The organism is Cryobacterium sp. Hb1, assembly GCF_004403585.1.
Lineage (GTDB): Bacteria > Actinomycetota > Actinomycetes > Actinomycetales > Microbacteriaceae > Cryobacterium > Cryobacterium lyxosi.
Genome location: NZ_SOHI01000037.1, coordinates 121245 through 142762 on the forward strand (window position 1 = coordinate 121245; position 21518 = coordinate 142762).

The following is a 21518-nucleotide window of genomic DNA, read 5'->3' on the forward strand; positions in this document are numbered from 1 at the left end:
GCTTAGCACAGGCCGCGAGGCTCTACGAAATGGTGAAAGTGAGAACCGTCACGTAGGGGTTCATTGGCGAGTTTTCGATGGCGCCCGAGTAGTTCGACCGGTACGCGTTGGAGGGAATAATCAGGCTGTACGTCGGCGTCAGCAGGTAGGTACCCCGGTGTGGGCCGGTTGTAGCAATCAGGGTCTGCGGGCTGGTCGACAGCGCAAGCGTCGGTGCCGTGATATCGGTCGCGGCATCGGTATTGGGGCCGGTACTGATGGTGCCAGGGGCGATGCTCAGGTTGTTCACGGGAAGGACTCGGTCTTGGGTTTCGACCGTGCCGGCGGCGCTGGTCGGCGTGGTGGCGCTCACCGAGAGGGTCCACGCAGCTCCGGTGCCGCGCGCATCGATGATGGTCCACAGGCTCGAGACACCCATGGCGAACTGCGGTTGGGTGCCGAGAAGGGTCACCGCTGAAAGCGTCGCGCCCGCGGTGGTCGCGGTGAGGTCACCGACGGTGGGCGCGGGACTGGTGAAACTCGCCGTGCCCACGCTGACGGCGCCGTTGGCGGTTAGCGCGCGTCCGAGGTAGCTGACGCCGGGTCCGATTGAGATCGCCGCCATGCCGATGATCGTTCCGGTAAACGCGGATGCCGCCCCCAGCGACACAGCCCCGGCCACCTGCCAATAGACCCGCGACGCTTGTGCCCCGTTGGTCAGTATGACGCTGCTGCCGGCACCCGTGTTGAAGGCGGCATTCACTTGGATGATGAAGATGGCGTTCGGGTTGCCCTGTCCATCGAGGGTGAGCGTGGTGCTGATGGCGAGGGCGGCAGCAGCCTTATAGACCCCGGAGGTGAGTGTGCGGCCAGCCAGATCGCCGATGACGGTGCCGCTCGCTGGCCTCGCCGCGGAATCCTTGTACGCTGCAGCGAGGTCGACCTGTGCAGCGGCCGCGGCAGCATCGCCGACGTGGATGGTGCCGGTGACTACGTCGGGCGGAAACCCGGTGACCGACGTTCCCGGGCTTACGCCGATGTCCCCGTCGAACGACGAGTCTCCGGTGTTGGCGACCGAGGTGGTCGCAAGGATCGCGTAGGTGCTGGCGCGTCCGAGATCGACCTCCGGATCCGTCGTGAATGTGTTGCTGCCAAGCGTGACGGACCCGTTGCGGGTGAGGGCTCGGCCGGTAAAACTCGAATTGGTGCCCACCTTGATGGCATCCTGGCCGAGAATGATGCCGGAGATCGACGACGATGAACCGATCTGCACCACGCCATCGACCTGCCAGAACACCCGGGACGGCTGCGCGCCATTGATCAGGCGAACGCTGCTACCAGCGCTCGTGGTGAGGGTGCTGTCGAGCTGGAAGATGAAGACGGCGTTCGGGTTGCCCTGCCCGTTCAGGGTCACCGACGAACTGAGAGTCAGAGCGCCAGGTGCGGCGTAGACGCCGGCTTTGTAGGTTTGACCACCCAGATTGCCGCTCAGCGCGGTGGTGGGCTGGCGGGCGCTGGCATCGTCAATGGCGGACTGCAGATCGAGCTGGGCTTGGGCGCTCTCGGCCGTTCCTCGTTGAGTGCTGCCGGTGACCAGGCCGGGCGAGAAGCCGGTCACGTCCGTGCCCGGGCTCACTCCGAGGTTACCGCTGAGGGTCGTTCCTCCGGAATTCAGAACGGATATCCCGGCCAGCACCGAATAACTGCCGGCAGTGCGCAGGTTGAGCGGTGGTTCGGTCATGAAGATGTTTCTGGCCATCGTGATGGCACCGTTTGAGGTCAATGCTCGGCCGATGAAGGTCGTGCCAGCCCCGATGGATATAGCGCCGAATCCGAGTACGTTTCCGCTGAACGAGGAGGCCGCGCCGAGTGTTACCGCGCCGACAACCTGCCAAAACACGTTCGAAGCCTGGGCACCGTTGGTGAGCACGATGCGGCTGGCCGCCGCAGTGTCGAACGCCGCGTCGATTTGAAAGATGAACACTGCCGTGGGGTCATTCTGGGCGTCGAGGGTGAGGATAGTACTCACGGCGAGGGCGGCGGTGGATTTATAGACGCCAGCGGTGAGAGTGCGGCCGGCGAGATCTCCGGAGAGGGTGCCGGTTGGCCCGCGGCCCGCAGCATCAGAGTAGGCCTGGGCGAGGTCGACCTGGGCTGCCATCGCGTGGCCGTCGCCCGCGTGGATGCTGCCGGCTAGGATTCCGGGCGGAAACCCGGTGATCGCTATACCAGGGCTGGTTCCGGCATTGCCGCTCAGTGCGGTGTTGCCGGTGCTCGCAATGGCGTCGGTGGCGAGCACGGAGTAGCTGCCGGCCGTTTTGAGGTCAACCGATGCTGTGGCGGCCTGCGCCGGAGGCTGTGACTCGAGCAAGCCGGAGAGCAGCAGCAGAATCGTGAGCGCCGGGAGGGCGATGAGGTGTGTTCGGCGACCTCCGGCGCGTAGTGAGCGTCGACGAAGTGAAGGGACGGCGGTCATCGCCGTGGTCGACGCAGGGGTGCGTCGGTGTCTAAATCTGCGGGATCGGCAGTGTCGTTCCCTGCGTGGTCTCTCAGGTCGTTCGGAGCGGCGGGCACGGCCCTTGCAACCTGGGCGAGCGCGCGACGCGCGCGTCCTACGAACAGGGTCACGCGCCAGACGGCGAACGCGATCGCCAGCACGAGCAGCAGAATGATGCCGATGATCCACCACGGCACGTAGGTGAAGGAGGCGCTGATCTGCTGGGTACCGGCGTCGGAAACCAGCTGGGCGTCGGCACTGCCGAGTTGGATGAACGCAGCCTGGGGCAGCGTCGCCTCGAGGTTGAGGGTGGAACCGGGGAGGATGCTCTCTGGCGCCCCGAATTGCAGCTCGGTCGTGGCGCCGATCACGCTGTTCAGGCTCAGTCCGGCGGTGGGATAAAGGATGGTGTTGCCGATGTTGTGGATGGGGAGGGTGAACGTTACCGCGTCGCCGGAGCGCTCCCAGCTCAGGGCGCCGTGGTCGAGCTGGGTCGTCGCGGTACCGGCCACGGTGAGGTAAATCCGCACGCCTTGACGCTGGATCACATCCAGTCGCAGTGCCGCATCGCCGTCGGACGTAGTCGTATCACCCTGGATAGGCGGGCTCTGGATGATGATCCCGCCGGCATAGTCACCGGGCGTGGCGGTCAGGGGAACGCTTAGCCGAAACGGCACGGTGAGGTCGGAGTCCGCCGGGATGGTGATCGAACCGGCACCGAGGGTGACCCAACTGCCCACCGCCGTCTGCGCGTCGGCCTGCGCGGCAAGGGCGAAGGCACCTTGCTCAGTGCTCTGCCCGTCGACCGCGTAGTTCAGAAGCGTGACTGGGGCATCCGTGTGGTTGCTGACGATCGCGTTGGCCTCGATCGCGGCACCGGGTGCGAGATTGATGTGAAAGAAGTCTGATTCTAGTTCTGGGCGGATGCCGAGGGTTCCGTCGTCGATAGCGACCGCCGGCGCAGCAACGACGAGGGTCGTCAGAACCGGGGCTAGCACTGCGACGGTCACGAGGAGCGCGAGGCGGAGCAGCAGCCGGGTGCGCGCCGGCCAGAGGTTAGACGAAGATGCGGCCGGAGCGGCGTTCGTTGGGCGACGTTCTGTGGTGGAGCGGGGTGGCATGGGGTGGACCTTTTTTAGTTTCGGGCGTGACCCCCGAAAGAAGTGATCTCGCCATTTTCACACGGGGACTGGCGCTAGTGGCGAGCGAGTCAGTCAGTATTGCCTCAAGGTTGGCGCAGGACCGCGTCAGGCGATCGTGAAGGTCAGAATCGAGACGAAGGGATTCACCACGGATCCGCCGATGGCGCCCGAAAAATTCGATCGGTAAGCGTTGGGCGGAACGCTCAGGCTGAACTCGGGCGTCAGGGTAAACGTGCCTTTGCCGAGGGTGCTGGTCCAGACCAGGGCCTGCGGCCGGCCGGAGACAGCGACGGGCTCGGTCGTGGGAGCAGCATCGGCGCCCTCACTGGAGAGGGCGGTGACGATTCCGGGCGTGATGGTCAGGTTTTCCACGGCAACGGTGCGCTCGATGGTGTCGAGCGTGCCCGGCGCGCTGGTGAAATCAGTGGCACTCACCGACAGGCTCCACGCTGCGCTGGAGCCGCGACCGTTCGTGATGGTCCATTGGGCGGGGCTGCCGACCGAGGTGTGGCCGGAGCGCCCATCCAGAACGACGGGGGTCATCTGGATTGGTGCAGAGACGACGGCCGAGAGTGCTCCGCCGAGAATCGCCGAGCTGATCGTGTCGGAGGAGGTGTCGGCGCTCGCTGATGGCGAGAGAACGACGACCAGGCCGACGGCCAGAACGATACCCGTCAATCCGATCAGACCGAGCTCGGTGTGACCTGCCACGAAAATCCCCCTAGAGATGCCGACGGTTTCGGCACTGACTGACACCTATCGGTACCGACGACCCGAGTCGCAGGACCTTCATAATAACAACTTCACCCCGGCATGGATACCAATACCCGAATGCCCACAAAATAAAAAAAAGGCCGCCTCCCCGAAGAGAGACGGCCTGACGATGATTGCGTCGGCCTAGTGCGTGCGGAAGCGCTGCACGATCGGGCAATCGAACGGGTCTCGAGCGGCGAGACCGACCTTGTTGAGGTAGGCGATGACGATGCCGTAGCTCTCGAAGACGCCCGTTTCGGTGTATTTCACGTCGTGGGAGAGACAGTATTCCTTGGCGATCTCCTGGGCCTTGCGCAGGTGGGGGCGGGCCATGTTCGGAAACAGGTGGTGCTCGATCTGATAGTTGAGGCCGCCCATGTAGTGGTCGATGAAGGTGCCTCCGCGAATGTTTCGGCTGGTGAGCACCTGGCGGCGCAGAAAATCGACTTTACTTTCGGCCGGGAGCTGCGGCATGCCCTTGTGGTTGGGGGCAAAGGAAGCGCCCATGTAGACCCCGAACACCGCCATCTGCACGCCGACGAAGGCGAACGCCATGCCGAGCGGTAGAAAGTAGAAGATGACCGCGAAGTAGGCGATGATGCGCGTCACGAGCATCGTGATCTCAACCCAGCGCTCGCTGACCTTGTTCTTGCCGAAGACGGTCTTGAAACCCTGGATGTGCAGGTTGATGCCTTCGAACATCAACAGCGGGAAGAAGAAGTAGCCCTGCTTGCGAGTGATGATGGCGCCGAGCCGGCTGACTTTCTTGGCGTCTTCTTCACGGAAGACGATGAAGTCTGGTTCGATGTCGGGGTCCTTGCCGATGACGTTCGGCTGGGCGTGGTGACGGCTGTGCTTGGTCATCCACCAGGCGTAGCTGATGCCGACGAAGAGGTTGGCGAGAACGCGGCCCGCTCGGTCGTTGGCTTTGCCGGAGGTGAACACGGCGCGGTGTGAGGCTTCGTGGGCGAGAAAGGCGAACTGGGTGAAGATGAGGCCCAGCGCGGCGGCGATGATCAACTGGTACCAGGTGTCTCCCAGCAGCACGAATCCGACGGCAGCGCCGAGGGTGGCAGCCACGAGGATTGAGAAAACCAGCCAGTAGAAACCGGTGCGGCGGCCGAGAAGACCGAGATTACGCACGGTGTGCAGGAGCGCTGAATATTCTGTGGTGGGGTTTTTCGTGTCTCCACCCGGCCGGGTCCTAATGATGCGGACCGAGGGTGCGGCTAGTGCTTCCGACATGAGGCCTTCCTGAGTCTAAAATTCTCAGCGTTCGGGACTTCTCAGCCGGGAAATGAGCAATTACTCGTGGAGCAGATAGCGGCCAGTCTACGGTCGCGAACTCCCCGTTCGCTCACAATTCACACGTTTTTCTCAGTCATTATATGCCAAAAATGGAATGTATCTGACCGATCTATCGCCAACCTGGCATCCAAATGTGGAGTTGCCAAAACGCGAAGGAAGTCTGCATTCCGGTCCAAACCGGGAAGAAAAATGCCGTAACCAGCAGTGCGACTCCCAGCCCCACGACCACCGCGGTTACGGCGCCCGCCTGCGGTTGGGGGTCATATTCCGGCACCTGCGTATGTGCTGAATGCCTGCGTCGTGGCCGCGCCTGGTCGGGAATTCGCTTGAGGAGCAGCCCGATGACGAAAGTGAGGCCGAGCAGCAGGTATGGCTCGAAGGCGATCGTGTAGAACTGGAAGACCGTGCGGTTCAAATACATCAGCCACGGCAGATAACCGGCGATCATGCCCATCAGGATGAAGCCGACCCGCCACTCGCGATACCGGGCGAGTCGGTAGACGAGGTAGAACACGGCCGCCGTGGCGGCCCACCAGATCAGCGGGTTGCCGACGGACGTGATGGCCTCAGAGCAGCTCTGAAACTGGCAGCCGAATTCTCCCGAGTCCAAGCCGCGGTAATACATGCTGGTTGGCCGAATCATGAACAGCCAGGTGAGTGGGTTCGCCTGATACGGATGCGGTGTGGCCAGCCCCACGTGATAGGTGTACGCAGCGGCCTGGTAGTGCCAGAAGCTTTGGAGCGTGTGCGGCACCCACGCCAGTGGTCCGGTCCAGGCGGCGCCCACCCCGTCAGCCCAGTCGCGATAGTAACCACCCCGGGTGACAAACCAGCCGGTCCAGGAAATTAAGAAAGTGGCGCCGGCGATGGGAACGAGAGTCAGAAACGTGGCGGGGGCCTGTTTGAGGATGGCAGCACTGAGCCAGAATGAGACGCCGTTGCGACGCCGGGCCAGGGCGTCGACGGCGACGAGATAGATGCCGAACGCGGCGAGAAAATACAGGCCTGACCACTTCACCGAACTGGTCAGTCCAAAAGCGAGGCCGGCAGTAAGCAACCACGGCCGCCACCACAGTGCGGGACCCCAGCCGGGGTTGTTTCGCCCCGCGAGCCGGGTCGCGAGACGCGTCGCGTGCCACTCTCGATCCATCAACACGGCGCCGAAACCGAGCAGGGCGAAGAACATCACGAAATTATCGAGTAACGCCACGCGGCTCATGACGATGGCATGCCCGTCGATGGCGAGCAGAAAACCGGCGACCAAGGCGAGTAATCGCGACTGGAACAGTTTCTGCGCCACGAGCATGATGAGCACAACCGCGAGAACCCCAACCACGACCGTCGCCAGTCGCCAGCCCCAAGGATTTCCCGGGCCGAGCAGATTCATGCCGAGCGCGATCAGCCACTTGCCGAGCGGCGGATGCACCACGAAAGAGGGATCCGACGTGTAGATGTCGGTCTGCCCGGCTTCAAACAGCGGGTTGGCGTCAATCGGCCACGTCGATTCGTAGCCGTTGTTGAACAGGCTCCAGGCGTCCTTCACATAGAAGGTCTCGTCGAACACGAGCGCGTGTGGCAGGCCGAGGTTCCACAAACGCAACGCGGCGGCCAGCAGTACTACGGCGAGGTGGCTGCCCCAGCGAACCCATCGACTAGTAGCGAGCACGTCACCATCGTACCGAGCGAGCGAAGAACGAATGTTCGGCTGGTGCTGCGAGAATTGCAGCATGATCATCCTTGCTGCCACCCCGATCGGAAACCTCGGCGACGCTTCCCGGCGCCTCATCGAGACCCTGAGCACGATCACCATCGTGGCGGCCGAGGACACCCGCGTCACCGTGCACCTGCTCAAGGCCCTCGGAATCGAAAATCGGCCAAGACTCATTGCCCTGCACGATCACAACGAACGCGGCAAGGCAGCCGAACTCGTCGAACTGGCCCGCGATGTCGACATTCTGGTGCTCAGCGACGCCGGCATGCCCACCGTTTCTGACCCGGGTTTTCACCTAGTGGATGCCGCGGCCGCGGCTGGCGTACAGGTCACGGCCCTGCCGGGACCCTCGGCTGTACTGACCGCTCTTGCCGTCTCGGGGCTTCCGACGGACCGGTTCACCTTTGAGGGGTTTCTGCCGCGCAAGCACGGCGAGCGGGTCAAACTGCTGCGTGAGCTCGCTGCCGAACGTCGCACCATGGTGTTCTTTGAATCGCCCAACCGTCTTGCCGACTCCCTGACCGATCTGGCCGCAACGCTCGGCGCTGACCGCCGGGTCGTGGTTTGCCGGGAATTGACCAAGTTCTTCGAAGAGGTCAAACGTGGCACGGCGAGCGAACTGGCCGAGTGGGCGGCTGCGGGGGTGCGCGGCGAAATCTGTATCGTCGTTGCGGGCGCGGAAGTGCGGGTATTGGACCTAGCCATGGGGGTAGCGGAGGTGCTGCAGCTGGTGGCCGGCGGCATCCGTTTGAAAGACGCTGCGGCCGACGTGTCGGCCGCCAGCGGGCTCGGCAAGCGTGAACTTTACGAGCAGGCCCTGCAGGCCAGGACGGGCGCGCCGCTGCCGAAACCCGACCGCTCGGCCTTTCCGCTCGGCTGATCCGACACCCCCGGGCGTAACCGGGCCAGACCATAAGCGCTCGCCGCATAAGATGAACGCATGTCCGCAGGTTCTTTCTACATCACCACGCCCATTTTCTACGTGAATGATGTGCCGCACATCGGGCACGCCTACACGGAGGTGGCGGCCGACGTACTCGCGCGCTGGCACCGGCAGTCGGGTGACGACGCCTGGCTACTGACCGGCACCGACGAACACGGCCAGAAGATTCTGCGCACCGCGATCGCGAACGGCGTCACGCCCAAGGAATGGGCCGACCGTTTGGTTGAAACCGCCTGGAAGCCGCTGCTGGAGACCGTCAATATCAAGAACGACGACTTCATCCGCACGACTGACGAACGCCACGAGGTGAACGCGCAGAAGTTTCTCCAGCACCTGCACGATGAGGGTCACATCTACACCGGCGAGTATGAGGGGTACTACTGCGTCGGGTGCGAAGAGTACAAACAGGCCACCGACCTGGTCGACGGCACCGGGGAGTACGTCGGCCAGCCGGTCTGCGCGATCCACTCCAAGCCGGTCGAGCTGCTGCACGAGAAGAACTACTTCTTCAAGATGAGCGCCTTCGCTGACCGGTTGCTTGCCTTGTACGAAGAAAACCCCAATTTCGTGCAGCCGGAGGCGGCGCGAAATGAGGTCATGTCCTTCGTCAAGCGCGGCCTTTCCGACCTGTCGATCTCCCGCTCGAGCTTCGACTGGGGCATCAAGGTGCCCTGGGACCAATCACACGTCGTCTACGTTTGGTTCGACGCTCTACTGAACTACATCACCGCAGCCGGTTACGGTCAAAACGATGAGGAGTTCGCGAGCCGCTGGCCAGCCACGCACATCGTCGGCAAGGACATTCTGCGCTTTCATGCCGTCATCTGGCCGGCCATGCTCATGGCCGCCGGCATCGAGGTGCCCAAGCAGGTTTTCGGCCACGGCTGGCTACTGGTCGGCGGCGAGAAGATGAGCAAGTCCAAGCTCACCGGAATCGCCCCGAGCCAAATCACCGACACGTTCGGCTCCGACGCCTTTCGTTATTACTTCATGCGCGCCATCAGCTTCGGCCAGGACGGCTCGTTCAGCTGGGAAGACCTCTCGGCCCGGTACCAGTCCGAGCTTGCCAACGGCTTCGGTAACCTCGCCTCCCGCGTGATCGCCATGGTGGTGCGCTACTGCGACGGCATCGTGCCCGTCGGCGGAGAGCTTTTGGCCGCCGACCTTGCGATCGCGGCGACCGAAAAGCGGGTGACGGATGCCGCTGGTGCCTTCATCGAGACCCTCGCCATCCACGACGCCCTGGCCAGCGTGTGGGAACTCGTCGATGAGCTCAACGGCTACATCACCCTGCAGGAGCCGTGGGCGCTCGCCAAGAGCTCCGAAACGCGAGCGCGACTGGAAACAGTGCTGCACACCGCCGTACGCGGACTCGGCACCCTCACCGTGCTGCTCTCGCCGGTCATCCCCATCGCCACCGCCAAACTGTGGACCGCTCTCGGCGGCGACGGCGCCCTCGCAGACCAGCGCGTCGACCGAGCCTGGGAATGGGCAGGCGGCTCCCAGGTGAGCCCGCTCGAACCACTGTTCCCGCGCATCGAATCGATCGTGGAGCCAACCGATGGCTAGCGACTCGCTGGCCGGGCTCGACGGAGGCGTCGACGGTTACGGCAGCGCTATTCGCCGCCGCGAGAACACCGCACGCCGCGACCTGAGCTACCCGCCACTGCCGGAGCCGCTCACGGTGCCCGTCTACGACAACCACACCCATCTCGAGATCGCCGACGGCGAGTATCCGCTCAGCTATCGGGAACAACTCGACCGCGCCTCGAGCGTTGGCGTTCGCGGTGTCATCCAGGTCGGCGGCGACGTCGAAACCTCACGCTGGTCGGCCGCCGCGGCACTGAACGAACCGCGCATGCTCGCCGCCGTCGCGATCCACCCCAACGAGGCGCCTGCTCTTGAAGAAGCCGGCACCCTCGACGACGCCATCGCCGCGATCGACGAACTCGCCGGGCAGCCGCGCGTGGTCGCCGTCGGCGAGACCGGACTTGACTTCTTTCGTACTCCCGAAGCGGGTCGCGCCGCCCAGTTTCGCTCCTTTGAGGCGCATATTCGCATCGCCAAGAAGAACAACCTCGCGCTGCAGATTCACGACCGCGATGCCCACGAGGCTGTGATCGAAACGCTGCTCAAGGTCGGCGCCCCCGAACGAACCGTCTTTCACTGCTTCTCTGGCGACGCCGACATGGCCCGAATCTGTGCCGCGCGAGGCTGGTACATGTCCTTTGCCGGTAATGTCACGTTCAAAAACGCCGACAACTTGCGGGCCGCCCTGTCCGCCGCCCCGCGCAACCTGCTGCTGGTCGAAACGGATGCCCCGTTCCTCACCCCGCTGCCCTACCGCGGCCGCCCCAATGCGCCGTACCTGCTGCCCAACACGCTGCGCGGCATGGCCGCTCACCTCGAAACGGATGTCTCCCTGCTCTCCGCTCAAATCACCGCCAACACGGAGCTGGTCTACGGTCGCTGGGATGCGGAGCCGGTCACCGCGGCCCATGATGTTCCGCGCCCAGACCAGGCCCCCCCTGGACGTCTCGCATGACCGACGGAACCGCTGAGGAGGCGAAACCCGTCAAGACCCTTCTCGGACCCGCCGAGATTCGCGACCTCGCCGAGATGCTCGGCGTCAATCCGACCAAGAAGCTCGGCCAGAACTTCGTCATCGACGGCAATACTGTGCGGCGCATCGTGAAGGTCGCCGCCGTCGCACCCGGTGACACCGTCGTCGAGGTCGGCCCCGGCCTCGGCTCGCTCACGCTCGGCATGCTCGAGATCGGTGCGAGCGTCGTCGCCGTCGAAATCGACGACCGCTTGGCCGAGCAGTTGCCACTGACCGTCGAACTCATGCAGCCGGACGCCCAGCTCACCGTCATTCGCGCCGACGCCCTGAAGATCACCGAGCTGCCCGGCGATCCCACCCGGCTCGTCGCCAACCTGCCCTATAACGTCTCGGTACCGGTGCTGCTCTACCTGCTCGAACACTTCTCGTCGATCCGAGCCGGTGTCGTCATGGTGCAGGCCGAGGTCGGCGAACGTCTCGCTGCCCCGCCCGGTAACAAGATCTATGGAAGCCCGAGCGTCAAAGCCGCCTGGTACGGCGACTTCCGCACCGCCGGCAAGGTGAGCCGGCAGGTATTCTGGCCAGTTCCGAACGTTGATTCGATCCTGATCGCCTTCGAACGCCGCGCGGCACCGCTGGAATCCGAAGAACTGCGGCTCAAGACCTTCGCGCTTGTCGACGCGGCTTTTCAGCAGCGACGCAAGATGCTGCGGCAATCCCTGTCGGTCGTCCTCGGGGACTCGGCGGCGGCGGCCGCCGTGATGAGCGCGGCGGGTATCGACCCGACGACGCGGGGAGAGCAGCTCACCGTTCATGACTTTCTCGCTATCGCCCGGGTCTGGCCCGAGAACTAGAAAACAGTTCTATCTTCGGCAGCCGTGTTTTCTGCGGGAAAGTCGCGCGGCGAACATCCACTTCACTGGCGCGTCAGCGTCTGGCCGTGGACGCCGACATAGCGCGGGCTCAGGCGGCAGCATCGGCGTTGCTGGTACTGCCGCGTCGCTAGCGGCTGAGCGGCTGGGCTAAGTTAAAAGCATGATGACGTCCGCCGGTACCACCGTTGTGCACGCGCGGGCCCCCGGCAAAGTCAACGTCTTCCTCAAGGTCGGCGCCGTAATGGAAGACGGTTACCACGACCTCGCGACCGCCTACCAGGCCGTTTCGCTGTTCGAAGAGGTCAGGGCCAGCCCGGCCTCCGACTTCTCCGTCGAGTTCAGCGGCAGCATCGATACTTCCGGCCTCGCCGTCGGCGGCACCAACCTTGTTATCAAGGCTGCTCGGGCCCTTGCCCGCAAGGCCGGCTACCGCGGCGGCGTGCACCTCGAGGTTGAAAAGAACGTTCCGATCGCCGGCGGAATGGGCGGTGGCTCGGCCGATGCCGCAGCTACCCTGCTCGCCTGCGACGCCCTCTGGGGCACCAGCGCCAGCAAGGACGAACTCCTCGCCATTGCCACCACGCTCGGCGCCGACGTACCGTTCTCGTTCACCGGCGGCACCGCCATCGGTACCGGCCGGGGCGACCAGCTCAGCCCGGCACTGGCCAAGGGCAAGTTTCAATGGGTGCTCGCCCTCGCCGACTTTGGAATGTCGACTCCCGGGGTGTTTCATGAGCTCGACCGGCACCGCGACCGCCACGCCCAGGACATCTTTCCGGCGGAACACCAGCCCAGTGTCGACGCGAACGTGCTGCAGGCGTTGCGAGCAGGCGACCCGCATATGCTCGCCGACGTGCTGCATAACGATCTGCAGGCCCCCGCGCTGCACCTCGCCCCGGGCCTCGGTAAGGTGCTACAGCTTGGCGAAGAAAACGGCGCCCTCGCCGGTATCCTCTCGGGTTCAGGGCCGACCGTGGCTTTTTTGGTAGCGGATGCCGACAGCGCGCTCGAATTGCAGGTCGCGCTCTCGGCCAGCCGTTTGCGCGTCGTGCGCGCCACCGGCCCGGTGCACGGCGCCCGCCTCATCAACGACTAGCCTCCTGCGGGCATAACTCCTGCAATCTGCCGGACAGTGGCGAAACGCCCGCGTTATTTCGGGGGAGCTACGAAGCACGGTGGCAAATTGCAGGAGTTATGCTCGCTGATCCGGGGGCTGCGGCCGTGCCGTAAACTTGGAGGCTATGGCACATCTTCTCGGGGCTGAGTCCCTGCACCTCGAATTTCCCACCCGCGTCATCTTCGACAGCGTCACTGCCGGCCTCAACGAGGGCGACCGCATCGGCGTCGTCGGTAAGAACGGCGACGGCAAGTCAACCCTCATGCGCCTGCTGGCCGGCCGTATGGAACCCGATGAGGGGCGGGTCACGCGGCGTCGCGGTGTCACGATCGGAATGCTGGACCAGTCCGATGACCTTGCCTCGGGCCAGACCGTCGGCCACACCATCGTCGGCGGCATCGAGGAACACGTCTGGGCGGGCGACGCCAAGGTGCGCGACGTCATCGGCGGCCTGGTGCGCGACATTCCGTGGGATGCCCTCGTCGACGACCTCTCCGGTGGCCAGCGCCGCCGGGTGGCCTTGGCTGCCGTTCTCATCGGCGACTACGACGTGATCTTTCTGGACGAGCCCACCAACCACCTCGACGTAGAGGGCATTTCCTGGCTCGCCGGCCACCTCAAGACGCGTTGGGCCGCGCAGAGCGGCGGGCTCGTGGTCGTCACCCACGACCGGTGGTTCCTCGACGAGGTCTGCAACATCACCTGGGAGGTGCACGACCGCCTCATTGAGCCCTTCGAGGGTGGCTACGCCGCCTACATCCTTCAGCGTGTGGAGCGCGACCGCATGAGTTCCGTCGTCGAATCCAAGCGCCAGAACCTCATGAAGAAGGAACTGGCCTGGCTGCGCCGCGGCGCCCCGGCCCGCACCGCGAAGCCCAAGTTCCGCATCGATGCCGCGAACGTGCTGATCGAAAACGAGCCGCCGCCCCGCGACACCGTCTCGATGCAGTCCATGGCCATGCAGCGCCTCGGCAAGGACGTCGTCGACCTCATCGACATCGGCGTGAAGTTCGGTGAGAAGACCGTTCTCAATGACATCACCTGGCGCATCGCGCCGGGGGAGCGCACCGGCATCATGGGCGTCAACGGTGCCGGCAAGTCCACCCTGCTGAACCTGGTGGCTGGCACCCTGCAGCCTACGACCGGCCACGTGAAGCGCGGCAAGACCATCAAGGTCGCCGTGCTCACCCAGCAGCTGTTCGAACTCGATGAGATTCGCAATGACCGCGTCAGCGACGTCATCGGCCGGCAGAAGACCAGTTACATGGCCGGTGGCAAGGAGATCACGCCGGGGCAGATGCTCGAACGTATGGGCTTTCTCAGCGCCCAGCTCACCACCCAGGTCAAGGACCTGTCCGGTGGTCAGAAGCGTCGCCTGCAGCTGCTGTTGATCGTGCTCGACGAACCCAACGTGCTCATTCTCGACGAGCCCACCAACGACCTCGACACCGACATGCTCGCCGCGATGGAAGACCTGCTCGATTCCTTTCCCGGCACCCTGCTGGTGGTTTCGCACGACCGGTATCTCATCGAGCGCGTCACCGACAACCAGTACGCGGTCATGGACGGCGGTTTTCGCCACCTGCCCGGCGGCGTTGACCAATATCTCGAGGTGCGCCGCAAAGCCGTGTCCGGCCCGGCTTCCGGAACCCCCGCGGATGCCGCCGGCGCGCACAAGAAGATCCCCACCCTCGGCGGCGCTGAACTGCGCAACGCCCAGAAGGAGCTCGGATCGATCGACCGCAAGGTGGTCAAGCTGCAGGAGCGCATCGCCCAGAAGCATGAGAAACTCGCCACCCACGACCAGTCCGATTTTGCCGGTCTCAGCGAGCTCGGCGTGAAGCTGACCGAACTCGAAGAGACCATCGCCACGCTCGAAACGCGCTGGGTCGAACTTACTGAGCTGATCGAGAGCTAGCGTCGCAGAAGCTGTGACGCAGTGTGTCGGAACGGCCCACGCGTCGCAGCTTCGGCACGTATCGTTAGTAAGTGCCTCGCAGAGCTGCGGCACAGACCCCCACCCCCAATACCCACGGTTGATCTGTGCCCAAATAATCGCTGTGCCCATAATCGCCATCGGCGCTCTCGGGGAATTCACACAGCGAAAGAGAACCTCCATGAACAAGCCACGTTCCCTCAAGAAGTCCGTATTGGCCGCACTAGCGATTCTGCCGCTTGCGGCACTGCTGGCCGGGTGTGCAGGCGCTGCTGGTGATGAAGATGTCGTGAAAATCGGTGTCGTCGACGAGAGCGAACCGTACTGGGGCGTGTTCAAGGAAGCTGCAGCCGACGCGGGGATCACGGTCGACCTGGTCAACTTCGCCACCTACGCGCAGCCGAACCCCGCCCTGACCGCCGGCGAAATCGACCTCAATCAATTTCAGACCATCGTCTACCTCGCCAACTACAACGTGGCGAGCAGCCAGGACCTCTCGGCAATCGGCGCCACAGCAATCTACCCGCTGGGTCTCTACTCCACGCAGTACACCAGCGTCGAAGAGATTCAAAAGGGCGACACGGTCGCCGTGCCCAATGACGAGAGCAACATGGCCCGCGCCCTCGTCGTACTCCAGTCAGCCGGTCTGATCGAGCTCACCGATGGCGGCACGATTTCGTCGTCGCTCGACGATATCGACACCGCTGCCTCACGGGTGAAGGTGACGGCTCTCGACGCGTCGCTCACGACGGCCTCGCTGCCCGACGTCGCCGCCGCGATCGTCAACAACGAGTTTGTTGGAAAGGCCGGGCTCAGTTTCTCGGACGCCATCGCTCAGGACGATCCGGCCGATGCCAAATCCGTGCCCTATGCCAACGTCTTTGCCGCGCGCGCCGAGGACAAAGACAACGCGACGTACCAGAAGCTCGTCGAGATTTACCAGACCACGAAGGCCGTTCAGGATGGCGTTCGCGAAGCTTCCGGCGACACGGCTGTGCTGTTGACGACCCCCGTTTCCGAGCTTGAAGCATCGCGCGTCATGGTCGAGGCAGACACTAAGGCTCAGAAGTAAGCTTCAGCTTCACCGCGTGAGCAGTTTCGGTTTTTTCTGAGATTTACGGTCAGTAGCCGAGACTGTTCGTTCGTGTTCCCGGCACGAAATTACGACATATCAGTAACAAGAAGGTTTTTGAGGAACAACGGATGGCTCTAGTAAGCCTGAGGAATGTCAGCAAGGTGTACCCGCCCGTGAGTAAGGGTGCACCGAGCGTCACGGCGATCGACTCGGTCAGTCTCGACGTGGAGGCCGGCGACATCTATGGGATCATCGGATATTCCGGTGCCGGTAAAAGCACACTTGTGCGACTCGTGAATGCTCTCGAACATTCAACGAGCGGCGAGATCATCGTGAACGGGCAGAACATCGCCGTGCTGCCGGAGCGCGCCCTGCGCGAGGTGCGCCTCGGCATCGGCATGATTTTTCAGCAGTTCAACCTGCTCGGCTCTCGCACCGTGGCCCGCAACGTGGCCTATCCGCTCGAAGTGGCCGGGTATCCCAAAAAGCAGCGCGCCGCCCGGGTGGCGGAACTGCTCGACTTTGTGGGCCTTTCTGATAAGGCCAAGTCGTTTCCCGACCAGCTTTCCGGAGGCCAGAAGCAGCGGGTGGGCATCGCCCGCGCCCTCGCCACCCAGCCGAGCATCCTGCTCGCTGACGAAGCCACGAGCGCCCTCGATCCGGAGACGACGCACGAGGTGCTCGCGCTGCTGAAACGGGTGAATGCGGAATTCGGGGTCACCATTATCGTGATCACCCACGAAATGGACGTCATCCAGACCATCGCGACCAAGGTCGCCGTGATGGACCAGGGCCGGGTCATCGAGCGCGGACCGGTCTTTGACGTGTTCTCGAACCCGCAAGCCGCGGCATCCGCTCGCTTCGTCTCGACCGTGGTCAAGGGGGTACCGTCTGCGGCCGAACTCGCCGTGCTGCGCGAGCGGCACACGGGCCGCATCGTGACGCTCGCCTTCCGCGACAGCGCGGTTGACCAGACGGCCGTTTTCGGTGAGCTCTCACGGGCCGGAGTGGCGTTCGAGGTCGTCTACGGCGGCATCAATGAGATCCAGGGGCGCCCGTTCGGGCATCTCACGCTCGCTCTTTCCGGCGTCGATCCGGTCATCGACCAGGTACTCGCCCACATTCGAACGCTCACGACCGTCACGGAGGTGCGCTGATATGGATGCACTCATCGACCTGCTGCCCGAACTGTGGACAGCGACCTACGAGACCCTGTATATCGTCGCGATGACCCTGTTCTTCGGTGGTCTCGGCGGACTACTGGTGGGTCTCGGGCTCTACCTGACCCGAGCCGGCAGCATCCTGGAGAACAAGCCGTTGTTCTTCGTGCTCAATCTGTTGGTCAACTTCATTCGCCCGATTCCGTTCATCATCTTTCTGGCCGCGGCGCAACCGCTGGCCCGGGCCGTCACTGGCAGCGGCATCGGCAACAACGCGATCATCTTCACGATCGCTCTCGCAGCATCCTTCGCCATGGCTCGCATCGTGGAGCAGAACCTGCTCACCGTGACGCCCGGCGTGATCGACGCCGCGCGCAGTGTCGGTGCCGGGCCGATTCGTATCATCTTCACGGTATTGCTCCCCGAGGCGCTCGGGCCGCTGATTCTCGGCTATACGTTCATCTTTGTCGCGCTGGTGGATATGTCGGCCGTTGCCGGTTACGTCGGTGGCGGAGGCCTCGGTAATTTCGCGCTGCTCTACGGCTACCGCCAGTTCAACCCCATCGTGACCTGGGCGGCCGTGCTGCTGATCATCGTGCTGGTGCAGTTCGTGCAGTTCTTCGGTAACTACCTCGCGCGCAAGGCCCTTCGCCGGTAGCGGTGGCTAGTCGAAGTCGAGGCTGAGCTTGCGCAGCAGGCCGGCCAGCCGGTCCTGATCGGTCACCGAGAGGGTGTCGAGCAGCTCGGCCTCGGCGTCGACGAGCCGGGTGATGGCGGCATCCACACGGGTCAGACCGGCCGGGGTCATGCCCACGAGGATGCCGCGGCCGTCGTTGGGCGCAGAGCGGCGCTTGACCAGATCGCGGTCGACGAGACGGTCGATGCGGTTAGTCATGGTGCCGCTGGAAACAAGTGTCTGCTGCAAAAGGGCTTTCGGGCTCAGCTCGTAGGGGGTTCCCGCGCGGCGCAGCGCCGAGAGCACATCGAACTCCCACGACGCGAGCTCGGAGCGGGAGAAGGCCGTGCGACGGGCCCGGTCGAGGTGCTTGGACAATCGAGCGACTCGGCTGAGTACCTGCAGCGGCGCAAAATCAAGATCGGGCCGTTCACGCAGCCACGAATCGACGATTCGGTCGACTTCATCATGGCCAGGCATTGCTCCATTATCCCGCTTTTCCGGGGGTTTCTTCGCGCAGAAGCCCCGAGAGGGTGCCAGCGGCGTCGCGGACCGCCAGAATCTGGCAGACTTGACTGGTTGCTGGCTCCGGCCGGCATGGTCCGCCATAGTGTAACGGCAGCACGGCAACCTTTGGAGTTGTTCGGTCCAGGTTCGAATCCTGGTGGCGGAGCCCTCACTTTCTCTCCCGAATGCGTTAGGAAACCTGTGACAGACGCCCGCCTCGCCATCATCGTGTTGGCCGCCGGCCAGGGCACCCGCATGAAGTCCAGCCTGCCGAAGCTGCTGCATCCGCTCGCCGGAGTGCCGATCGTCAGCCATGTGCTGGCCACCGCGCGCGCCCTCGATGCCGCGCATGTCGTGACCGTCGTGCGGCACGAACGTGACCTGCTCGCCGCCGTCGTGGCCGAAGACCTGCCGGGAAGTACCATCGTCGATCAGGATGAGATTCCCGGCACCGGCCGCGCCGTCGAACAGGCCGTCGCCGCGCTTCCCGATGATTTCGACGGTGACGTGCTCGTCATCAACGGCGACGTGCCGTTGCTGAACGCTGCAACCCTCGCCTCGTTCATCGCCTCCCACCGCAAGGGCGCAGCGGCGGGAACCGTGCTGTCCGCCTACCCGGACGATGCGACCGGCTATGGGCGCATCATCCGCTCGGTCGAGGGTGCGTTCGACCGCATCGTCGAGCAAAAAGATGCGACGGATGCCGAACTGGCCGTCACCGAGATCAACGCGGGCGTCTACCTGTTCGGCCTGGCCGCGCTGCGCGTGCAGTTGGCGCAGCTGACCACCGCGAACGCGCAGGGTGAGAAATACCTCACCGATGTGATCGAACTGCTGCGCCGGGCCGGCTCCGAGGTGAGCGCCGTTCCCGTCGCCGACGCCTGGATCGTGGCCGGCATCAACGACCGCGCCCAGCTGGGCGACACCGCCCAGAAGCTCAACGCCCTGATCGTGCGCGGCTGGCAGCTCGCCGGCGTGACCGTGCAAGACCCGGCCACCACCTGGATCGACCTGAAAGCCGTGCTCGCGGCCGACGTCACGGTGCTGCCCGGCACCCAGATCATCGGGGCCACAGTGGTGGCATCTGGCGCCATCATCGGACCCGACACCACCCTGCGCGACTGCGAGATCGGCGAAGGCGCCCGCGTGAATCGCACTGACGCGACCCTCGCGGTGATCGAGGCTCGGGCGTCTGTCGGGCCATTCTCGTACCTGCGCCCGAACACCGTACTCGGCGCCGACGGTAAAATCGGAGCCTTCGTCGAGACCAAGAACGCGCAGATCGGCGCCGGCAGCAAGGTGCCCCATCTGAGCTACGTGGGCGATGCCACGGTTGGCGTGGGGTCGAACATCGGTGCCGGAACAATCTTCGCCAACTATGACGGCGTGGCCAAACACCACTCGGCGATCGGCTCGCACGTGCGCACCGGGTCGCACAACGTGTTCGTCGCGCCGATTACAATTGGGGACGGGGCGTACACGGGGGCTGGCACAGTCGTTCGCAAGAGCGTTCCGGCCGGCGCACTGGCCATCAACGTGGCGCCGCAACGCAACATGGACGGCTGGGTTCACGTCAACCGTCCGGGCACAGCCGCGGATACAGCGGCGGCAGCAAGTCTGCGCCCCACAAGCAGCGAAAAGACTGGAGAATAAGTGTCGGAAATTAAGTCCAGTGGCGACAAACGACTCGTACTGGTATCGGGGCGAGCGCACCCGCAGCTCGCTCTCGACATTGCCACGGAGCTTGGTTCAGAGCTGCTCCACACCGATGCACGCACCTTCGCCAACGGCGAACTGTATGCCCGGTTCGACGAGAGCGTGCGCGGCTCGGATGCGTTCGTCATCCAGTCCCACACCGCGCCGATCAACGAGTGGCTGATGGAACAGCTCATCATGGTCGACGCGCTCAAGCGGGCTTCCGCCAAGCGCATCACCGTCGTCGCACCGTTCTACCCCTACGCCCGGCAGGACAAGAAAGGTCGCGGTCGCGAGCCGATCTCGGCTCGCCTGGTCGCCGACCTGTTCAAGGTCGCCGGCGCCGATCGCATCATGTCGATCGACTTGCACGCCGCCCAGATCCAGGGCTTCTTCGACGGTCCCGTCGACCACCTGTTCGCCATGCCGGTGCTCTTGGAGCACTTTCGCGAGAAGCTCGACCCGGCCACCCTCACCGTGGTTTCGCCCGACATGGGCCGCGTGCGCGTCGCCGATATCTGGAGTGACCGGCTCGGTGTGCCGCTCGCCATCATCCACAAGCGACGAGACCCGCTCGTTCCCAATCAGGTCTCCGTGCACGAGATCGTCGGCCAGGTGAGCGGTCGCGTCTGCCTCATTGTCGACGACATGATCGATACCGGTCGCACCATTGCCTTGGCCGCCGAGGCCCTGCGCGAGGCTGGCGCCATCGGCGTCGTCGTCGCCGCCACCCACGCCGTGTTCAGCGACCCGGCCGTAGACATGCTGCAGAACCCGGCCATCAGCGCCGTCGTCGTCACCGACACGCTACCGATCCCGCCGGAGAAGCGCTTCCCAACCCTCACCGTGCTGCCGATCGCGCCACTGCTGGCTCGCGCTATCCACGAGGTCTTTGATGAGGGTTCGGTCACCTCGATGTTCGACGGTGCCGCATAGGGCGTAGCTCACGCGGCCACGTACGCGGCTGAAGTAGGGAGGCGGTGGCTACGGCCATCGCCTCTTCTAATCTCACCGCGTCGAAAGACCGAACTGCACGACCCATCGGTGCGGACCCGTCGAAAGCCACGGCTCGATGGCGCCGACGAAGATGAAAGGTCGCTACGAGGGGGTGCCCGGAGTGATCTGGCGCGGAGCGGAGGGAATGATCCCGAGCGGTGTCACGAAGGTGTCGCGCTCGTTCTGGTCGACGGCGTAGCACTGCCAGCCGAAGCCGCCGGGACCGGCTAGGTCGAAGCGAGCGTCGAAGTCGACCGCAAAGGGATAATACTGGGCGACTGCGGTCGCACAGGCGTTGGCGGCAGTGCCGGAGGCGACCCGCATGGTGGTGAGTATGCCCGGCACAATCAGGGCGATCAACCCGAGCACGACGACGATCCTCAAAATGGACGCGAAATGTTTGCCGCGCAGCGGGCGGTAGTTATCGTTCGGCTCGTAGCCGGAAAGCTCGGGGTGATCATCAGTCATAAGTAGTGTCATTCTTCCAGACCCTCGTGTGAAGTGACTGGTTAACCCAAGCCGGCCGGTGGCATCCGCTCTGCCCGACGGGGGTGAGCGGATGCTGCCGGCCGGCAACACGGACGG

At 64.1% G+C, this 21518-nt stretch carries 18 protein-coding genes and 1 tRNA gene; 12 read left to right on the forward strand and 7 right to left on the reverse strand.

All coding sequences use genetic code 11. The features are described from left to right. Window positions 1–22: 22 nt before the first annotated feature. From E3T38_RS15705 to E3T38_RS15725, 5 genes are all read right to left on the reverse strand, one after another. A complete protein-coding gene (locus E3T38_RS15705) occupies window positions 23–2455 on the reverse strand; it encodes an ice-binding family protein (RefSeq protein WP_134549039.1) in 2433 nt (810 codons plus the stop codon). Continuing rightward, window positions 2452–3597 (reverse strand): WxL protein peptidoglycan domain-containing protein, encoded by a 1146-nt coding sequence (locus tag E3T38_RS15710; RefSeq protein ID WP_134549040.1) that lies wholly within the window; start codon window positions 3595–3597, stop codon window positions 2452–2454. The genes E3T38_RS15705 and E3T38_RS15710 overlap by 4 nt, the downstream gene beginning before the upstream one ends. Before the next feature lie 126 nt (window positions 3598–3723). After that, window positions 3724–4329, reverse strand: a complete 606-nt coding sequence (locus tag E3T38_RS15715) for a hypothetical protein (RefSeq protein WP_134549041.1) — start codon at window positions 4327–4329, stop codon at window positions 3724–3726. A 186-nt stretch (window positions 4330–4515) separates the two neighbouring features. Then, window positions 4516–5616, reverse strand: a complete 1101-nt coding sequence (locus E3T38_RS15720) for an acyl-CoA desaturase (RefSeq protein WP_134549042.1) — start codon at window positions 5614–5616, stop codon at window positions 4516–4518. A 172-nt stretch (window positions 5617–5788) separates the two neighbouring features. Continuing rightward, a complete protein-coding gene (locus E3T38_RS15725) occupies window positions 5789–7408 on the reverse strand; it encodes a dolichyl-phosphate-mannose--protein mannosyltransferase (protein WP_241984515.1) in 1620 nt (539 codons plus the stop codon). Between E3T38_RS15725 and rsmI the strand changes: the two genes are divergently transcribed. The 9 genes from rsmI (at window position 7407) to E3T38_RS15770 (ending at window position 17717) form a co-directional block, all read left to right on the forward strand. Further along, window positions 7407–8270: a 16S rRNA (cytidine(1402)-2'-O)-methyltransferase gene (gene rsmI / locus E3T38_RS15730; protein ID WP_134549044.1), complete on the forward strand. Its 864-nt coding sequence runs from the start codon at window positions 7407–7409 to the stop codon at window positions 8268–8270. The genes E3T38_RS15725 and rsmI overlap by 2 nt on opposite strands. A gap of 60 nt (window positions 8271–8330) precedes the next feature. Continuing rightward, window positions 8331–9902 carry a methionine--tRNA ligase gene (gene metG, locus E3T38_RS15735; RefSeq protein WP_134549045.1) on the forward strand — a complete coding sequence of 524 codons (1572 nt, stop codon included), beginning with the start codon at window positions 8331–8333 and terminating at the stop codon, window positions 9900–9902. Then, on the forward strand, window positions 9895–10878 hold the full coding sequence (locus E3T38_RS15740) for a TatD family hydrolase (RefSeq protein WP_134549046.1): 984 nt from the start codon (window positions 9895–9897) through the stop codon (window positions 10876–10878). The genes metG and E3T38_RS15740 overlap by 8 nt, the downstream gene beginning before the upstream one ends. Further along, the gene (gene rsmA / locus E3T38_RS15745; protein ID WP_134549047.1) at window positions 10875–11750 is read left to right on the forward strand and encodes a 16S rRNA (adenine(1518)-N(6)/adenine(1519)-N(6))-dimethyltransferase RsmA; all 876 of its coding nucleotides are present in this window, start codon (window positions 10875–10877) and stop codon (window positions 11748–11750) included. The genes E3T38_RS15740 and rsmA overlap by 4 nt, the downstream gene beginning before the upstream one ends. Window positions 11751–11934: 184 nt before the next feature. Further along, window positions 11935–12867 (forward strand): 4-(cytidine 5'-diphospho)-2-C-methyl-D-erythritol kinase, encoded by a 933-nt coding sequence (locus E3T38_RS15750; protein WP_134549107.1) that lies wholly within the window; start codon window positions 11935–11937, stop codon window positions 12865–12867. 145 nt (window positions 12868–13012) lie between these two features. Beyond that, window positions 13013–14806: an ABC-F family ATP-binding cassette domain-containing protein gene (locus E3T38_RS15755; protein WP_134549048.1), complete on the forward strand. Its 1794-nt coding sequence runs from the start codon at window positions 13013–13015 to the stop codon at window positions 14804–14806. A 199-nt stretch (window positions 14807–15005) separates the two neighbouring features. After that, window positions 15006–15896, forward strand: coding sequence for a MetQ/NlpA family ABC transporter substrate-binding protein (locus E3T38_RS15760; RefSeq protein ID WP_134549049.1), 891 nt, complete (start codon window positions 15006–15008; stop codon window positions 15894–15896). 131 nt (window positions 15897–16027) lie between these two features. Then, window positions 16028–17056 (forward strand): methionine ABC transporter ATP-binding protein, encoded by a 1029-nt coding sequence (locus E3T38_RS15765; protein ID WP_134549050.1) that lies wholly within the window; start codon window positions 16028–16030, stop codon window positions 17054–17056. Window position 17057: 1 nt separating this feature from the next. Then, window positions 17058–17717, forward strand: a complete 660-nt coding sequence (locus E3T38_RS15770) for a methionine ABC transporter permease (protein ID WP_104199384.1) — start codon at window positions 17058–17060, stop codon at window positions 17715–17717. 6 nt (window positions 17718–17723) lie between these two features. Here E3T38_RS15770 and E3T38_RS15775 read toward each other — a convergent pair whose 3' ends face one another. After that, window positions 17724–18215, reverse strand: coding sequence for a MarR family winged helix-turn-helix transcriptional regulator (locus E3T38_RS15775; protein WP_104126994.1), 492 nt, complete (start codon window positions 18213–18215; stop codon window positions 17724–17726). 121 nt (window positions 18216–18336) lie between these two features. Between E3T38_RS15775 and E3T38_RS15780 the strand changes: the two genes are divergently transcribed. The 3 genes from E3T38_RS15780 to E3T38_RS15790 all read left to right on the forward strand — a co-directional run bounded on the left by E3T38_RS15780 (window position 18337) and on the right by E3T38_RS15790 (window position 20873). Next, window positions 18337–18408, forward strand: a tRNA-Gln gene (locus E3T38_RS15780). A 35-nt stretch (window positions 18409–18443) separates the two neighbouring features. Further along, window positions 18444–19895, forward strand: coding sequence for a bifunctional UDP-N-acetylglucosamine diphosphorylase/glucosamine-1-phosphate N-acetyltransferase GlmU (gene glmU, locus E3T38_RS15785; protein WP_134549051.1), 1452 nt, complete (start codon window positions 18444–18446; stop codon window positions 19893–19895). Further along, on the forward strand, window positions 19896–20873 hold the full coding sequence (locus tag E3T38_RS15790; protein WP_104126992.1) for a ribose-phosphate diphosphokinase: 978 nt from the start codon (window positions 19896–19898) through the stop codon (window positions 20871–20873). Window positions 20874–21035: 162 nt separating this feature from the next. On the opposite strand, the gene E3T38_RS15795 is transcribed toward E3T38_RS15790, so the two are convergent. Continuing rightward, window positions 21036–21401 carry a hypothetical protein gene (locus E3T38_RS15795; protein ID WP_134549052.1) on the reverse strand — a complete coding sequence of 122 codons (366 nt, stop codon included), beginning with the start codon at window positions 21399–21401 and terminating at the stop codon, window positions 21036–21038. Between the last annotated feature and the right edge of the window lie 117 nt (window positions 21402–21518).

Excerpts from the sequence above, each read along its gene's own strand:
- E3T38_RS15705 (WP_134549039.1), bottom strand. The coding sequence starts at position 2,455 with ATGACCGCCGTCCCTTCACTTCGTCGACGCTCACTACGCGCCGGAGGT.
- E3T38_RS15710 (WP_134549040.1), bottom strand. The coding sequence starts at position 3,597 with ATGCCACCCCGCTCCACCACAGAACGTCGCCCAACGAACGCCGCTCCG.
- E3T38_RS15720 (WP_134549042.1), bottom strand. The coding sequence starts at position 5,616 with ATGTCGGAAGCACTAGCCGCACCCTCGGTCCGCATCATTAGGACCCGG.
- rsmI (WP_134549044.1), top strand. The coding sequence starts at position 7,407 with ATGATCATCCTTGCTGCCACCCCGATCGGAAACCTCGGCGACGCTTCC.
- E3T38_RS15725 (WP_241984515.1), bottom strand. The coding sequence starts at position 7,408 with ATGCTGCAATTCTCGCAGCACCAGCCGAACATTCGTTCTTCGCTCGCT.
- metG (WP_134549045.1), top strand. The coding sequence starts at position 8,331 with ATGTCCGCAGGTTCTTTCTACATCACCACGCCCATTTTCTACGTGAAT.
- E3T38_RS15740 (WP_134549046.1), top strand. The coding sequence starts at position 9,895 with ATGGCTAGCGACTCGCTGGCCGGGCTCGACGGAGGCGTCGACGGTTAC.
- rsmA (WP_134549047.1), top strand. The coding sequence starts at position 10,875 with ATGACCGACGGAACCGCTGAGGAGGCGAAACCCGTCAAGACCCTTCTC.
- E3T38_RS15750 (WP_134549107.1), top strand. The coding sequence starts at position 11,935 with ATGACGTCCGCCGGTACCACCGTTGTGCACGCGCGGGCCCCCGGCAAA.
- E3T38_RS15755 (WP_134549048.1), top strand. The coding sequence starts at position 13,013 with ATGGCACATCTTCTCGGGGCTGAGTCCCTGCACCTCGAATTTCCCACC.
- E3T38_RS15760 (WP_134549049.1), top strand. The coding sequence starts at position 15,006 with ATGAACAAGCCACGTTCCCTCAAGAAGTCCGTATTGGCCGCACTAGCG.
- E3T38_RS15765 (WP_134549050.1), top strand. The coding sequence starts at position 16,028 with ATGGCTCTAGTAAGCCTGAGGAATGTCAGCAAGGTGTACCCGCCCGTG.
- E3T38_RS15770 (WP_104199384.1), top strand. The coding sequence starts at position 17,058 with ATGGATGCACTCATCGACCTGCTGCCCGAACTGTGGACAGCGACCTAC.
- E3T38_RS15775 (WP_104126994.1), bottom strand. The coding sequence starts at position 18,215 with ATGCCTGGCCATGATGAAGTCGACCGAATCGTCGATTCGTGGCTGCGT.
- E3T38_RS15795 (WP_134549052.1), bottom strand. The coding sequence starts at position 21,401 with ATGACTGATGATCACCCCGAGCTTTCCGGCTACGAGCCGAACGATAAC.